Annotated in this window: 7 protein-coding genes; 1 reads left to right on the top strand and 6 read right to left on the bottom strand. The window is 67.2% G+C overall.

Features of this window, described 5'->3' with window-relative positions:
- Positions 1 to 4786: 4786 nt before the first annotated feature.
- From AB0B50_RS04105 to AB0B50_RS04085, 5 genes are read right to left on the bottom strand one after another with little or no spacing between them, the layout of a single operon-like run.
- Entirely contained in the window at positions 4787 to 5506 is a 720-nt protein-coding gene (locus tag AB0B50_RS04105; protein ID WP_362325254.1) for a type I-E CRISPR-associated protein Cas6/Cse3/CasE, read from the bottom strand.
- On the bottom strand, positions 5503 to 6351 hold the full coding sequence (gene cas5e, locus AB0B50_RS04100) for a type I-E CRISPR-associated protein Cas5/CasD (RefSeq protein WP_362325251.1): 849 nt from the start codon (positions 6349 to 6351) through the stop codon (positions 5503 to 5505). Before cas5e ends, AB0B50_RS04105 begins: the two co-directional genes overlap by 4 nt.
- Positions 6348 to 7676 carry a type I-E CRISPR-associated protein Cas7/Cse4/CasC gene (locus tag AB0B50_RS04095; protein ID WP_362325248.1) on the bottom strand — a complete coding sequence of 443 codons (1329 nt, stop codon included), beginning with the start codon at positions 7674 to 7676 and terminating at the stop codon, positions 6348 to 6350. Before AB0B50_RS04095 ends, cas5e begins: the two co-directional genes overlap by 4 nt.
- A gap of 14 nt (positions 7677 to 7690) precedes the next feature.
- The gene (gene casB / locus AB0B50_RS04090; RefSeq protein WP_362325245.1) at positions 7691 to 8284 is read right to left on the bottom strand and encodes a type I-E CRISPR-associated protein Cse2/CasB; all 594 of its coding nucleotides are present in this window, start codon (positions 8282 to 8284) and stop codon (positions 7691 to 7693) included.
- Positions 8281 to 9867: a type I-E CRISPR-associated protein Cse1/CasA gene (locus tag AB0B50_RS04085; RefSeq protein ID WP_362325242.1), complete on the bottom strand. Its 1587-nt coding sequence runs from the start codon at positions 9865 to 9867 to the stop codon at positions 8281 to 8283. The genes casB and AB0B50_RS04085 overlap by 4 nt, the downstream gene beginning before the upstream one ends.
- 76 nt (positions 9868 to 9943) lie before the next feature.
- On the opposite strand from AB0B50_RS04085, the gene AB0B50_RS04080 reads away from it, so the two are divergent.
- Positions 9944 to 10810: an HD domain-containing protein gene (locus AB0B50_RS04080; protein WP_362325239.1), complete on the top strand. Its 867-nt coding sequence runs from the start codon at positions 9944 to 9946 to the stop codon at positions 10808 to 10810.
- 131 nt (positions 10811 to 10941) lie between these two features.
- Here AB0B50_RS04080 and AB0B50_RS04075 read toward each other — a convergent pair whose 3' ends face one another.
- Positions 10942 to 15390, bottom strand: a complete 4449-nt coding sequence (locus tag AB0B50_RS04075; RefSeq protein WP_362325236.1) for an AAA family ATPase — start codon at positions 15388 to 15390, stop codon at positions 10942 to 10944.
- Positions 15391 to 15403: the final 13 nt, after the last annotated feature.

Below are 15403 nucleotides of genomic sequence, written 5' to 3'. Positions count from 1 at the left end.
GGACCATCCCCGCGTGCGCGGGGAGCAGCGGAAGGGCCGGTAACCGCTGTCGGACGGCCAGGGTCCATCCCCACGTGCGCAGGAAGCAGGCAATAGCCGGGTAGTGATGCAGGCCGTTGCGGGGTCCATCCCCGCGAGCGCGGGAAGTAGGTCTCCCCGCCGGCGCCCTGCCGACGAGGGCTGGGCCCATCCCCGCGGGTGCGGGGAGCAGCTGGTCGAGCAGTTCCTCCACAGTGGCGACGGGGGTCCATCCCCGCGTGCGCAGGGACCAGACGATGAGTTCCAGCACGTCGAACACGGGCTTGGGGCCATCCCCGCGGGTGCGGGGAGCAGTTGACCAGAACGTCTGTGACTCTGCTGAACGCGGGTCCATCCCCGCGTGTACGGGAAGCAAAACTGTGCTGATGAGAATGTCGCCGATAGTGGGGCCACCCCCGGAGCAAGGTGAGCAGAGCATCGGCTTCCGGCTGCCGTCGTTGTAGGTGGGTCCATCCCCGCGTACGCAGGGAGCAGGACGTCGAGACGTCCTAACCGGTGGATGACGTGGGTCCATCCCCGCATGCGCGGGGAGCAGACCACCCGGGCCTGTGTGGGTGCGTTCGCGGAGGGTCCATCCCCCGCGTGCGTGGGAAGCAGCCGTTGGTGACAACACCGAGGGTCCAGCCGTCGGATCCATCCCCACTTGCGCGGGGAGCAGCTCGGCGCGGGCCTGCACCGGCTGCTGACCACAGGTCCATCCCCACGTGCACGGAGAGCAGCCAAGGCGCTAATACAGGGTACGCCCGGCGGTGGGACCATCCCTGCTGTGCGGGGGGGCAGCTTGAGCGTCTCGCCGTCCTCGTACCGTCCGAGGGGGCCATCCCCGCGGGTGCGGGGAGTGGTACAGCCCCTTGTCCAACAGGAACATGTCCATGGGAACATCCTCGCGTGCGCGGGCAGCAGTTGCGGCCGGCCACAGTCTTCTTTGTGGTCGCGGGGGCATCCCCGCGGGCGCGGGGAGCAGCGGTCGTCGAGCGACGGCAGAGTGCCGGGCAGGGGGCCATCCCCGCGTGCGCGGGGAGCAGCTCATGGGCTCGCCGGCTCCGATCCCGGTGGAGGGTCCATCCCCGCGTGCGCAGGGAGCAGGGAGTCGGTGAACCATCCACGGTCCTTCAGTCGGGTCCAGCCCCGCGTGCGCGGGGAACAGATGCCGGTGTAGGGATGGGGCCAGGCTCCGCCAGATCCATCCCCACGCACCTGGGAAGCAGTTTCCCTGATAGCCGAGGACGAGCTGAACCTCGGGTCCATCCCCGCATGTGTCGCGGGGAGCATGACGACGGCGTGCACCGCCATCCCTCCTTCCGGGGTCCACCCCCACTGTCACGGGGAGCAGTCGATCTCCCTGGCCAGCACCGAGCTTGAGGAGGGTCCATCCTCGCGTGCGCGGGGAGCAGCAGGCCCGGCTGACCGATCATGAACATGGACGGGGGTCCATCCCCGCGTGCGCGGGGAGCAGTTGACGCCGATGGAGATCCAGCCCTGGTTGGCGGGTCCATCCCCGCGTGCGCGGGGAGCAGTGGCGCTCAATCCAGGCCAGTTCAGCCCCGTCGGGTCCATCCCCGCGGGTGCGGGGAGCAGTCGATCACCGTAGAGCCCTTGCCGTCGTACTCGGGTCCATCCCCGCAGGTGCGGGGAGCAGTGGGTCGGGGCCGGTGCCTGCTTCCCCAACCAGGGTCCATCCCCGGCGTGCGAGGGGAGCAGTCCACCAGCTCGATCTGGATCGTGTTGAGCGTGGGGCCATCCCCGCGGGTGCGGGGAGCAGGGGGACGCACTGCTCCCCTTCCCGTCCACCAGGGGCCACCCCCGCCTGCGCGGGGAGCAGGCTTTCAAGGTGCCCGGCTCCGGGCAGTGGCGGGGTCCATCCCCGCGTGCGCGGGGAGCAGCGGTGTCCGGTTGTGCGGTGACCATGCGCGGTGGGTCCATCCCCGCGTACGCGGGGAGCAGTTCCGCGATGACTCCTGCCAGCCTCTGGTTTCGGGTCCATCCCCGCGTGCGCGGGGAGCAGTCGACGTCCTTGGTCTCGGGGGTGGGTTCCTGGGGTCCATCCCGCGTGCGCGGGAAGCAGTCGATGACGACGTACTCGAGCGGGTCCGGGTTGGGGCCATCCCCGCGGGTGTGGGGAGCAGATCTCGCCCCTGCTGGGCGGTCTGGCGTCTGCGAGTTCATCCCCACGGGCGCGGGGAGCAGTTGACGTCCTCGGCCATCACGTAGTCGCGTTAGGGGCCATCCCTGCGTGCGTGGGGAGCAGGAGGTGAGTCCAGAGATCGCTCAGTACAACCTGGGGCCATCTCCACGAGTACGAAGTACCGGGCGTTGATGGACCAGGGGCCATCCCCGCGGGCACGGGGAGCAGAGCGCGAACGAGCCGTCCTCATGGCCGTCCTCGGGTCTACCCCCGTGGGCGCGGGGAGCAGATCGCAGCGACGTTCGGCACCACCCAGTTTGCGGGTCCATCCCCGCGGCCGCGGGGAGCAACGTGACCGAAGGTTCGGCTCCGTGACCCTGCAGGGTTCATCCCCGGGGACGCGAGGAGCAGGCGACCTGGACGCCGATGCCTCTAACGTTGTGGGGTTCATCCCCGCGGGCGCGGGGGAGCAGGCCGCCAATGACCGCAATCAGGCACGCATGGTGGGTCCATCCCCACGGGCGCGGGGAGCAGTCGAAACGGATGGTGTTCGCCACGGTGTTGATGGGTCCATCCCCGCAGGCGCGGGGAGCAGAGGAGTTCCCGGATTACTTCTGCTTTGTCGAGGGGTCCATCCCCGCGGGCGGGGGGGGCAGTCCCAACACCGTCGTGGGCGGCGGGCTGTTCGGAGGAACATCCCCCGGGCGCGGGGAGCACCTGGGTAGGGAGTACACCGCGCACGGAACGCTGGGAACATCCCCGTGGGTGGCGGGGAGCAGACCGGCCCGGGTGCGACATGGGTACTACACCCGGGTCATCCCCCCCGCGGGGAGCAGATACATGAGCTCTGCGCCGCCGACTCGAAACGGGGCCCATCCCTGCGGGCGCAGGGAACAGAGCGACAGCTATTGCCCGTACTTGTAGATCTCGGGGCCAGCCCCGCGTGTGCGGGGAGCAATTCTGCCAGCCCGTCGGGTGCATGACGACCGCGGGTCCATCCCCGCGGGCGCGGGAAGCAGCCGTCGGACTCAGTGCGGGTGTGGTGGGGCTTGGGTCCATCCCCGCGGGCGCAGGGAGCAGTTCTCCTCGAGCTTCTTCGCGTACTGGGCGAAGGGGCCATCCCTACGCGTGCGGGGAGCAGGTCTTGTTGATGCCGTCCTGAATGGGGATGACGGGTCCATTCCCGCGTGTGCGGGGAACAGCCGGCGGGCCGGTCCACGTAGACGACCGGATCAGGTCCATCCCCCGCGGGTGCGGGGAGCAGGCCGAGAAGACCGAGCCGAGGATCGACCCGACGGGTCCATCCCCGCGGGTGCAGGGAGCAGGACACACGGCTCGTCGACCTCATCCTCAAGACGGGTTCATCCTCGCGGGTGCGGGAAGCAGGAGGTGCACGTCGCCGTGATCCCCTGGGGCGCGGGGCCATCCTCGCGGGCGCGGGGAGCAGTTCCAGCTCCCGGCCCTCTCCGACTGGCCGGAGGGTCCATCCCCCGCAGGCGCGGGGAGCAGTCCACTGTGGTCGCCGCGCTCGCCGACTCCGTGGGTCCATCCCCGCGGGCGCGGAGTGCAGCCCTGCCGGGCGCGGCGCAGGGCCTCGTCCATAGGTCCATCCCCGCGGGCGCGGGGAGCAGCGGGTAGTGCCTGCCATGGCGCGGCGGGTCTCGGATCCATCCCCTCGGGCGCGGGGAGCACTTCTGGAACCCGTCGTCATCCATATCCTCCTGGGGTTCATCCCCGCTGCGCCGGGAGCAGCCCGGTCTGGGCGGCGCGTTCTCCATCTTGGAGAGTTCATCCCCGCGGGTGCGGGGAGCAGACACACTTGCCTTTCCCGCTGGCCTTCACTGTGGGTCCATCCCCGCGAGCTCGGGGAGCAGGGCGTAGGTGCGCTCCGCGATGGCCGCGTAGTCGGGTCCATCCCCGCGGGCGCGAGGAACAGCGGCTGCCCGTGAACACCACCCTCGAGGCCGTGGGTTCATCCCTGCAGGGGCAGGGCGCAGTCGGCCAGCATGCTCGCGCCGGGACTGTACTGGGGAACATCCCCGCAAGCGCAGGGAGCAGTGCTCCGAATATTGTGAACTTTGAGGACGTTACAGACCACCTCCTGCGGGTGCGGGGAGCAGGTGCCAGGCGGGCGAGACACGTACGCCTTCCCGGGTCCGTCCTCGCGGGCGCGGGGAGCAGGGGCGATCGCCCCAACTGGACCTGACAACGGGGGGCCATCCCCGCATTCGCGGGGAGCAGACAGGAGGCGGTACTGAGGGCCTACAGCGTGCAGGGTCCATCCCCGCGGGACGGGGAGCAGATGAAGGCGATCGTGGGCGCGCCGCGGATCCTGGATCCATCCCGCATACGCGGGGAGCAGCTATCCGGCCTCCTGTCGACACACCGCGACGGGGGTCTGCTCCTCGCGTACGCGAGGACGCAGGGCATCCTGTTGCTGCTACCTGCGGATGGTGCGGGTCCATCCCACGGGTTCGGCCAGCAGCGCAGTCCGATCAACGTCATCGACTCTGTGCAGGGAACATGCTCGCCCGTATTGGGCAGCCCAATCGGCTGTCTCGACACCGTCACCCAGAACCTCTGTGCGGCAGGACGCAGGCTCTAGCAGGTGTGTCGCTGCCCTCATCGAGTCAGTAGGAGGCCACAACCGTACGCACGGGCGTGGCCGATACCCCGGGTCATCGCATCGACCAGTGTTGCAGGGTCGGTGACTGTGAGCGCGCCGCGGATCTCCGCACGGACAACTCGCAGGCCTTGGTGAGGGCCAGGGCTGCTCACCGTGGGGAGCATTCGGATGTTCAGGCTTGCTGGCTCTGTGGTGGCGCCGATGCGAACGACGCCATCAGGGGCGGTGCGTGGCTGGGTTTCGGGTTGGAGACGGCGGGCGAACCAGTTCTTGACGTGGTCGGGGCGGGTGTGGGCGGCGCGGCGGCCGCGGGCGCGTTCGGCAGTAGGTGGTCCGGTTGGGCGGTTATAGGTGGGGTTGACGACCGTGCGAAAGGTCAGAGTGTCTCCGGTCCGAAAGGTGCGGTCGACCGTGATGATGCGCGGCTTGTCGGTGAGCGCGGCGCGCGGGATGTTCGTCCAGTCCCCTGGAACCTGGGACTGCACGACCAGGACGAGTACACCGGCTTTCAAGTCGACGGACCAAGTGGAAAGTACGCCCATCTGGGCGCGCGCGTCGGCGTCGCCGTCCTCAGCCCAGCCGCGGAAGCCACTCATGACGGTGCGGTGCATGTCCTGGGCGTCGATGAGGGACTTGGCTGCGTAGGGGTGGCGGGCGTCGAGAGTGAGGACGCTGTGGGTGGCGACGAAGCGGGCTGCGGCGGTGGTCGTGGTCACGGAATGATGTCCCATTCGGTGGCGGTCTCAGCGATGGCGATGCGGGTGCGGGTCTCCCAGCGAGTGGTGTGGGCGCGACGGTCCGCGTCGAAGGTGACCGGCTGGTCCTGCACTTGGGTCGCTGCTGCGGCGCCTGGTGCTGCTTCGATCCAGGCCCAGGGACGGGTTCGCGAGTGTTTCTCGCCCCCCTGAAAGGGGAGTAAGGCTGTCGATCGGAAGGCTTCCTCGATGGTCCCGGCGTGTAGGGGGCCAGCCAGGGTCCCAGATGGGGGGCAGGATTTACGCCCCAACCACAGCAGGCGCTTTGGGCTCTCCAGAGCAATAGCAATTGCTTCAAGGAAGGCACGGTCCGGGTGCTGCAGAGCGGCGACGAACGCCGCGTCCGAGAGATACCAGCGTTCCGTGATGAGGGATTTGCGTGCGAGCTCCGCCGAGACCAGGGCACCCGATGCGGAGTCGGAGGCGATGTACTTCGGGACTCCGTACCAATGGGCGAGTTCATGATGCCCAAAGGATGGTTCGTCGGCGCTCGCGAGGTTTGCGGAGAGTGCTGCGGCCCGTCGAGGGTCGGTGATGATGTCTCGCGGTCGGAGAGGGTACGTGCCCGCGCCAACCGTGTGGTAGTCACGCACGGGGGTGCCGGGCTGGTCCGCCCGGACTCCGAAACGAAGAGCAGCGAGTTGACCGAGAGCATCAGCTCGATCGTGTCCGAGGGCTGCTGCGCAGAGGCCGATTACCCCAGACTTCGTCGGGCGACTGTGGGTGTCACGGCGGGAGAAGCGGGATACCACTCCCCAGGACTGCAAGGGGGCGGCGAGCCGGACGAGCAGGACGTGCGCTGTCACGAGGTCAGACCGTCGACGGAGTCCACGTCCTTGATCCCGAGCTCTTGGAGGACCGCATGGATCGTGGGGTCGTAGGTGAGGACTCGGCCAGCGGAGATGTCGGTACGCCGTTGGCGGACGAAATGGTGGTGAGAGAGAAGGCGTCGTACAGCGAGCTCCCCGGCAGGGCCTCCTTCGGCGACTTCGTCGATGGGCCTTTGGAAGGCGGCTGCGTAGTTGAAGGGGCGATCCCCGTCGAAGGCGAGGACAAGGGCGGGCAGCGACCCAGTGGAGGCGGTGGAATTCTTCTTGGCCTGCGGGAAGGCGTCGACGAACGCACTGACGAACTCCGCCTCGGCTGCGACAGCGGCGGACTCGGTGTCCTGGTCGGGCATGCCTGCGGCGCGGAGGTTGCCCCGCAGTTTGCGGCGGTCGAGGACCGCGTGGCGGTAGAAGGTGCCGGAGATGAGCGACTGGTAGCCGGTCATGCCGGCGCCTGCGTCGTCGGCGGCTTCCAGGAAATCCAGAGCGTTACTCTTCCGGTCGAGCTTGGCGTCGTCAGCTGCCGCGTAGAAGTCGTCTGTGTGCTCGGCTTCGTGGACGGTGAATGCATGGCTGCTCTGGATTGCCCCGTCAACGTTCGGGGAGTCCGCGATCTCGGCCAGGAAGCGACCGTATAGCGCGATATCGATGGCGTCGCGTGGCGCGAGCGCGGTCAGAACGGCATCCCGCGTCGTCTTGGGCAGGGGAGGCAGCTTGCTGGCCGGGCCCCCCGTATCAGACTCGGTGTCAGCTGGGGTCGCGCCCGCCTCGTGTTCCTCCTGTTTCTTGTTCCTTCGGCCGCTCCTTGCCGGCTTGGCTGCTGCCTGCGCCAGCGGGAGGTACTCGGCCGCCCACGAACCAACCGTCTCTCGTTGAGCGTGGACATGTGCGGCAATGCGCTCACCGGCATCAGATGGGGCAAAGAGCAGCACTTTTGTCAGGTTCGCCACGGTCTTCTTTGCTGGGTCGCCGAACTTCAGCCCGGTCGCCTGCAGCACGGCACGTGCCGTCTGAACGGCCTCCTCTTGCTCCCAACCATGGCTAGCTGCAAGGGCGCGGGCTGTGATGAGAGCCCACTCCCGGGTGCGGACGCCCATGGTGTGCCCAGCCAGGGGGCCCTTTTGGGCGTTGGCTCGGTCGCGCGAGTACACCCGCTCGGCGCGACGGCGGGCCTGACTCGTGATCATGTGGCGTTCGGCTCCGCCGTAGACGATGGCCTTAGGAGCGCCGTTTTCATCCCGGACAGGCAGGACAGCGACGAGTGTCTCCAGTAGATGTAGAGAGAGGAACTGGTGCCCGGTCACGGCAGGGTGGGTGCTCACGTCGCGGTGCCCTTCGTCGTAGTCGTCTCGGTGGTCTTCTTGTTCTTGGCGGCCTTCGGCGGCGCATGGAAGTCGACGGCCCAGCGGTAGCCGATGCGAGCCTCGCGGTCGGTCCAGCGGGCCAGATCGTCGGCGAGCCGGGCCCAAGAGGGGGGCGGCTCGCCGCAGGAGCGGAGCCGTTCGATGGCGTGCTGGAGATGGCGTAGGGGAGGACGCCGACTGGCGACGATCCGGTCCATCAGCCGACTTGCTCCGGGGTCATCGGGTCCTCGTCCGATGCTGTTGCCGATGCGTCGGGTGGCAGTACCCAGGCTCCCGTAGCCTTTCGACGCTTCAGCGGCACCTCGGTGGTAGAGCGCGAAGAAAAAGGCGACCTGCTCGAAGACTTCGCGACGCCGCGGATCGAACCAACCCGCCTGGATGTGCGCGTTCTTGCTGAGGTTCGGGCGGCGCAGTTCGGCCAACTTGCCCCAGTCGCGGCTCCGAACCAGGCTGAGGAGCCAGTCCGTCAGGTGCTCGCTGGGGGTGGGATCGCGGCGGGGTTCGACTCCGGCGGCGGCTCTCTTTTTCTCTCCTGTGGTGCCGGTCACGCTAGCTCCTCCGTCAGTTCGTCTGGGGCTGCAGGCTTGGTGAGGTCTCTCTCCAGACAGCGGATGGCTTCCGCCCGGGCTCTGAATCCCCGGGAGTTGGCGGGCAGCGAGTCGAGGCGGTTGCGTAGAAACCCTTTGGCTGTCGCGGCGGCGATGTGCGCGTATTCCACGAGTGCCTCGTGCACCTGGTCCTCGTCTTCGGCCGCTGCCGTCTCCTCCAGCAGGACGTGGAATGGCTCCTGCGTGTGAGCCCAGTGCTCCGGCTGTGCATCGAACCGGGCGATCTGAGCCGCCTTGTCGGCGGGCTTCGGATTGGGATACGTCACCGTCCAGGCCACGTAGGCGGCCTTCCACAGGCTCGCGGCGATGTACTCGGCAATCACCGATCCTCGTTCGGCCACGTACCGCAGTTCGCGCTCGCGGCCGGGTATGAAGGGGAAGGTGTCCGACACCCAGGTGACGGCTGTGGTCTGCTTGGCGAGGAGACCGACGGCCCAGAGATTCAGGCGACGGCTGGGGAGTTTGGCAAGGCGGTCATAGAGGTCGCGGCCGTGATCACGGTCAGCGACAGCGGCATAGAGGGCGTGCGCCTCGCGCCACAGGGCGCGGGACCCGGAGGGCCGCAGCAGCTTCGCCGCATCGCTGGTCGTGGTGGCGTAGACCGCGTCCTGTATGTGGTGGTGGGGCAGCGGCTCCAGTAGTTCGCCGGCAGCTAGGAGGACGCGGTCGACCGCGGGCTTCCCTTCCCTGGTGGTTACAGGGCGCATGAGGATGGAGCGTCCGAGGATGGTGTGCAGGTCTGCCGGTCCATCGATCGGTCGCCCGGACGGTTTCGTCACGAATCCGCGGCGGGGCTCGGGGGCCACTGTCCAGGTGCGGTTGAAGCGGCCGGGTGCTTGTTCGGTCGGCACCAGGTTGAGTCGCAGAGTGTCGCCGAGAGTCTCTCCGAGCGCGATAACGCGGATTCGTCCGGCTAAGCGCGCCAGGGCCAGGTTGGTGAGAGCGTCTCCGAGGGTCTTCTTGCCCGAAATGCGGGCACGCCCGCTGGGGCCGTAGGCGTGCTGCGTGAGCATGGCCCGGAACGCGGCGTCTGCGGCAAGCGGTGTCGGGTGTTCGAGGTGGTGGTGGTCGAAGAATTGGTTGTAATCGCCTGTGTGCTCGATCACCAGTTGGGCGGGGCCTGCGCCATGCTCGTCCAAGTAGGGGGCAAGGAGTGCGTTCTGGCCTAGGGGCTCGGTGGGGTGGAAGAGGTCCCAGTGTTCGTCAGGTCGCTCCTGCAGCCAGTTGGCAGCTGCGGTGAGTGGGGTCCGCTCATGGATCCAGTCCAGCCAGTCGTCGTCGGTAGCCGGATAGGCCTCAGCCGCGTAGCAGATGGCCAGCAGGTACTCCACCAGCGCCACCGTCTCTCCCGGTGTCGCCGCTGAGATGGCGAGCAGTTCGTTGGCGTGGTGCAGAGCGTGCACCAGAGAGACTGAGGTGTGGTCCCCGGCCGATGTCAGTGCGGGCAGGCATGCTTCTCGCCGGGGGTCCCATCGGGGCCGGAAAGCTGCGCCAGGAGATGGTTGCGTTTCAGACAGTGGCACCGTTTCGTACTCCAGTCTCCACAGTTGTCTGCTGGGATGAGGCTGGACCGTAGCACGCTGGACGAGGGCGGCATACATGAAACCGGAAACCCCAACTGCCCATGCCTACAAGTGGTGTTGGGGGACCTCCGACCTCGCTGACCTCTCGGTTCAGCAGGGCGGCGCGGCCTGGAATCCGCTGGTCTGCGAGTTGGTCGGCAGCAGCGCCGTCATGCTCGAACTGTGGGACCGGGTACTGCGGGACCAGCAGCGTGGCGACCTCGCCGAAGGCTTCGGGCTCCAAGACGGGCAGAGTGCCCGTCTGCTGTCGGCCTTTCTGGCAGGGGTGAGCCGCCTCGGCAACGCCAGCCCTGCGCACATGGATTCTCTTGGCCGGGGAGAGTGCCACTCCCCCGCCGTCGAGGAAGCACACAAGATATGGCGGCAGCAGGCGTCGGAGGTCGGGCTGCCGCTGCCCTCGACTCCCGGCCGTGTCCGCCACGCCAATCTGGAGCACATCACCGCAGCGGTACTGCCGCGTCTCATGGGCTGCGACTGTGCGGGATTCGTTGACGGCGAGCAATGCCGCAACCGCGCACACCGCGGGCTCTACGTGGTGGCATACGCACTCAACAGGCACGGCGGAGACATCCTCCATGCCGACACCGTGGCCAAGGCATATCGGGCCACCGGAGGAACCGCATGGGACGCGGTACGGGGCGATTTGGTGAAGGCCGTCGCACAGTACGTCGGAGTCAACCCCTGGAGCCTGCCGGAGATGACCCAGCAGGCACGTCCCACAGCTCTGTCGGGATTGAGTCGGCTGGTGGCCCAGAGCAACAAGCTCTCGCTCGGTAACGCGAGTGCAGGCTACTCGTCGCCGCTCGACTCGTACGAAGTGTGGTCAGACAGAGCACGACTGCAAGCGAGCGAAGCGGTCTCGCAGGTACGGGTGTCCGGGTAACGGGCTACAGATACCCTTTCGTCCCCGCAGCTGCGGGGCTGATCCTTTCTCCAGTCCCCACAAGGGCCATCCCCGCGCTTACGGAGTCACGACTGAGCGAACCGAAGCGTAGTGGGCCGAGCCCCGACTGACTACCCCGTGATCTCCCGCACCGTAATCGGCTGCTCGCCCAGTTGTGGCAGATGTACCGTCACCGCAGCGGTTCCCGCAGGGCCACCGAACGCGATCACGGGGGCGTTGGTTCCCGGGATATTGCCCGGCGGCAGGACACAGAGTGAGTGAACGGCGGCTCCGGTGACCAGGCGCAGCACTTCCTCACCCGTGTTCAAGTCCCAGAGCCGAACGGTGCTGTCGTGAGCACCGGCGCTCACGACCAACGAGTGCGCGCGGGTACGCTGGAGGACCGCGAGGGCGGAGACTGGCCCATCGTGTCCTGAGAGTTCCGGGAACGCCTCATGGTCCGGTGAGGCGGGTGACCAGCTCCGGATGACTCCATCGGCTCCTCCCGTAATCAGAAGCGGATCCTCGTCTCTGTCGCCGGGGTAAGCGGCGAGCGCGTTCACAGCGCCGATCCGGTCAGGAAGTTCCGCGTGCGGATCCTCCAAGGGGCGGCAAAGCCGTACACCCTCCCCAGCTGCGACAGCGAGGATGGTGCCCGTTGTGAGAGGCAGAGCGGCGAGCGCATGGACCGGGCCACTGTCATCGGCGCGGGGAGCATGGAGTGACCCCAGGCCCGCTCCGGTCGCAAGGTCGCAATACACAACAGCCCCGTCGCTCATCCCCGTTGCCAGGACGACTCTCTGCCCGTCCTGGAAGGTGGCGAACGTTGCCGCACGTGCCTGCGCTGTGGACCAGCCGTCCGTCAGGTACCAAGTGCCGTTCCAGCAACCGACTGTGCCATCCGGCATCCCCGCGGCAACAGTCACTGACCCGTCCGGCCAGGAATGCGTGGCGAGAGCGGTCGCGGGGCCCGGGACGGGTGAGTGGGGCAGCTCGGTCGACCACACCGTGTCGCCGGTGTCGGCGGACACTGCCCTGATGGCGTGCCCCGGTCCGCGGGACAGCAGCTTTGCAGGGCCCGAGGCTGCAGGCGATACCGCGAGCAAGGTTCCAGTGACCGGCCGGGCCGATACCGTTCGCCGGGCCCACGCCTCAGGGTTCCAGACCCGGACGGAGCGATCCAGCGAGCCGGAGATCACCACGGGGACATCCCCGCGACCGGCTACGACACCAAGTCCTGTCACCGTCTTGGTGTGATCGGCGGGGAACCGGCAGAACTCCTCTCCCGTGCCGGGGTTCCAGAGCTGCACAGAGCCGTCATCGCAGCCGCCGAGTGCAAGCAGGGTGCCTAACTCTGGATGCTGGTACGGCGCTATTACGGTGGCAGGCCGACGGATCGGCAAGCGTCGCTTCTCCTCACCGGTCAGTGCGTCCCACACGCGAACTCGCCCTGAGGAACCTGTAGCCACTGCAAGCCTCGGCCGACCCTCCGGGCCTCCAAAGAGGGTGAGTGCGCTGATATCTTCACCCAGCTCCGCGGTGGTGATGACTACGTTGAGAGACTCGGTATCCAGGACATCTACCGTGTCGGCCCTCCCCACCGCCAGCAGAGTGCGCTGCGACTCCACGGTGAGGGCGGACAGGGACCGCACCGATTGCGCTCGCTCTGGATCCCTGGCCGGAATGGTCTGCATTGTCCCGGCGAGCGGGTCGCACATGATAAGGCCGCCGGTGGTGCCGATCGCCAGTTGTGCGGCATCCCCCTTGCCGGGCAATGCGACCAGCGCCGAAACCTGATCAGTCACTGGCAGTTGCGTGACGGCACCGGTCTGCGGGTCGCACATCCATGCGCCGTCTTCGCAGCCGACGGCCAGCCAGGGCTCGCCGTATGGGCCGGGCAATGCAGCCAACGCGCGCACGCGGGCACCGCTCGGCCCTTTGACTGCACGTCCGACCATTTTGCCGGTCGACGGATCCCACACTGCGACTTGGCCTCGGGCGTCGCCGACGGCAATCAGTGAAGTCCCGTCTGCTGTAGTGAAGGAGCTGAGAGCGTGGATAGCGGCCGGTGCGTGGGCCAGCACATTGCCCGGCACCGCGAGGTCCTTCCACCGCGGCACCAGACGTCCGGCAGACGGTCCGCTCGCGGCGATGTCCGGGTCTGGTGCGGAGACGGAGCCATCCGAGTCGAAAGCGGAGAACACCAGACTGTCTGCGCGGCTGGCAAGCGGAGCATCTGCCAGGAAGGGCTCGATGCGCGTCCAGGCATATAGATGCGAGGTGTCCGGTGCATGCTCCGATAGCAGCCCAAGGGTGCCGCGTACGTTCGCATGCGTTTCCCAGGGCAGGAAAGTGTCGGGAATTACACCGTCGTTGAGCACACCTCCGGCACCGGCGTGTTGGACCAGATGACGGCGCAGATACGGATGCGGCGGCTGGTCCTTGCCCTCCAGCAGAACGCTGAAGGCGAGAGCCAGCTGCTTGTGGGCCAGGCCCGCCTCTGCAGTCTGCTCGCCTGGCGCAGCGCGTCCCGTCTCACGGCCCAGGAACGTGCGCGGTGCGTGCCGGAGTGTTTCGCTGATGCGCTCGTGGATGGGCCGGTAAACCGTCCTGCCATCCTCGACGCTGGTCGTGAGATAGCCCATCAGGCGGCTCTCAAGTACCTGCCGGATCAGAGCACCCGGAGCCCGGCCTAGTTCTGGAGATAGGGCCCTGATTGCTGCCGGCCAGATGTCGGCCCATGGCAGACCCGCCCCCTGCCCAAACGCTGTGGCCCGCAATACGTCAAGTAGCTGACCGGCCCTCATGCCGGTCTGCTGCGCCACCGCATCCAGATCCTGCCCCAGGAGCAGTTCGGTACCTTGCCGTAGGCTGTTCCGCCATTCAGGGTCATCGGGGTCAGGCAGCACGTCGCGCGCATGGAGTTGCTGGACTGCAATGCGGGCGTCCAAGAACGAGGGCGCCACATCCTCTGCAACCGCGCCTGCGAGCTCGCGCAGCCGCATGGTGTCAGGCCCAGCCGACGGACCGTCAGAGACGGGGAATGACGTCTCCAGCAGCGCGCTCACGTAACCGGCGACGTCTTGTCTGCTATCGCCGTCCGTCCGGACAACGTCACCGGCGTTCGTGGACCGGATCAACAGGCTCAGGAGGTCGGACGGCTGAGCTCGCGGAGAATACGACCCACTGGCAGAGCCGTCTGGGGCGCTACGAATCCCCAGAAGCAGGCGCACGGCGGGCTTCTCGTCGTCCGTGTACAGGCCAGCCAGCGGGCGCAGCAGATCCGTAATGACCCTGGTGGGATTCTTCGCCTCGTCGATACCGTCGATGACTACCGTCAGCGGAGCATTCCTATGCCGGGCTGCGTCCAGCACGCACTCAAGCAAGGCATCGAGAACGTCACCGCCCCAACTCGCAGATCCTGACTCATCGTTCAGTAGGACGTACAACCTCGCGGTCAGCTCAGCAGCATCCGTATTGCGGGCAAGAACCGCAGCATCGACGGCCCCCTCAGGTACGAGAAACTCCTCAGGAATGGCTTCGATGAACGGGCCATAAGTCGCATCCGCGCGGAACCCCGGGTCGCTAAGCGTCACGGCACGGGCCAAGAGGGCAGACTTCCCGGACCCTGCCTGCCCGGTGACGATGAGCGCCCCTTCTTCCCCTGTCAGAAACTCGACTATGCGTCGCACGAGAGCGGTACGGCCGGTGAAGTACCATCCCGGTTCGGCGTGATCCAGCTGGCCCGCGGCACGAGAGACCCAGTATGTGTCCAGCTCAGCACGGGAGAAGGCCACGTCACCACGTGACGCCTCTACCAGCGGGACAACCGGTTTGTACCCGGGGTTGGGTAGGCACGGGCTGGGCTGCTGATGGTCCTTTTGGGTCCGGGTACCCAGCTCAGGCCAAATGATCTGAACATCGGCCATGATCGCCGCGTCGAAGACGTGCACCATGTAAGCGAAGAAATCTTGGAAACTCAGGTGGGGAAGCGCATACCCAGTGGATTCGTTGATGCAATGCGAGTGAACCGCGCTCAGGGCGGCCGCGAACTCTCCCAGGCGCGGTGTATCGCCGCGGTTGGCGGAAGTGAGCACCACCAGCGAGCTCAGTTTGCTGCGTTCCAAGCTCAGCGCCTTGAGTCTTTGGGCCAGATCGTCACGGAGCACACCCGAGAAGCAGGAATCAACCATCACAAGAACGTGGCTAGCGCGGGAGTCCAGAACCGCCGTGATCAACTCAGCGGTCTGGAAGGCCGTTCCCAGCACGCGGTCCGCGTCGGAATCTGGCAGCAGCAGGAAGTGATGCCCGGAATCACGGCTCTCGCCGTGCCCTGTGATGTAAACGACCAGGGCCTCATCATCGTCGGCATCCTCCAATGCATGCTCATCGAGAAACCGCCGCAGGTGACGGACGCTCCGGAGCTCCTTCGGCTGCTCGGGAGTGAAACGGCGCTGCTCGTCGAGACGTTCGTCAGCCCACCATCCCTCGACGACCTTCACCTGTGCGGCAATACCGCTCTTGAAAGCGGTCCGCTCAGCAGGTGTGCCATAGTCGTAGTCCGAGATCGCGATCTCCACAAGTCGCCTCCGG

Origin of the sequence: Streptomyces sp. NPDC041068, assembly GCF_040647455.1 — a bacterium.
Taxonomy (GTDB): domain Bacteria; phylum Actinomycetota; class Actinomycetes; order Streptomycetales; family Streptomycetaceae; genus Streptomyces.
This window is presented reverse-complemented; position numbering and strand designations above follow the sequence as displayed.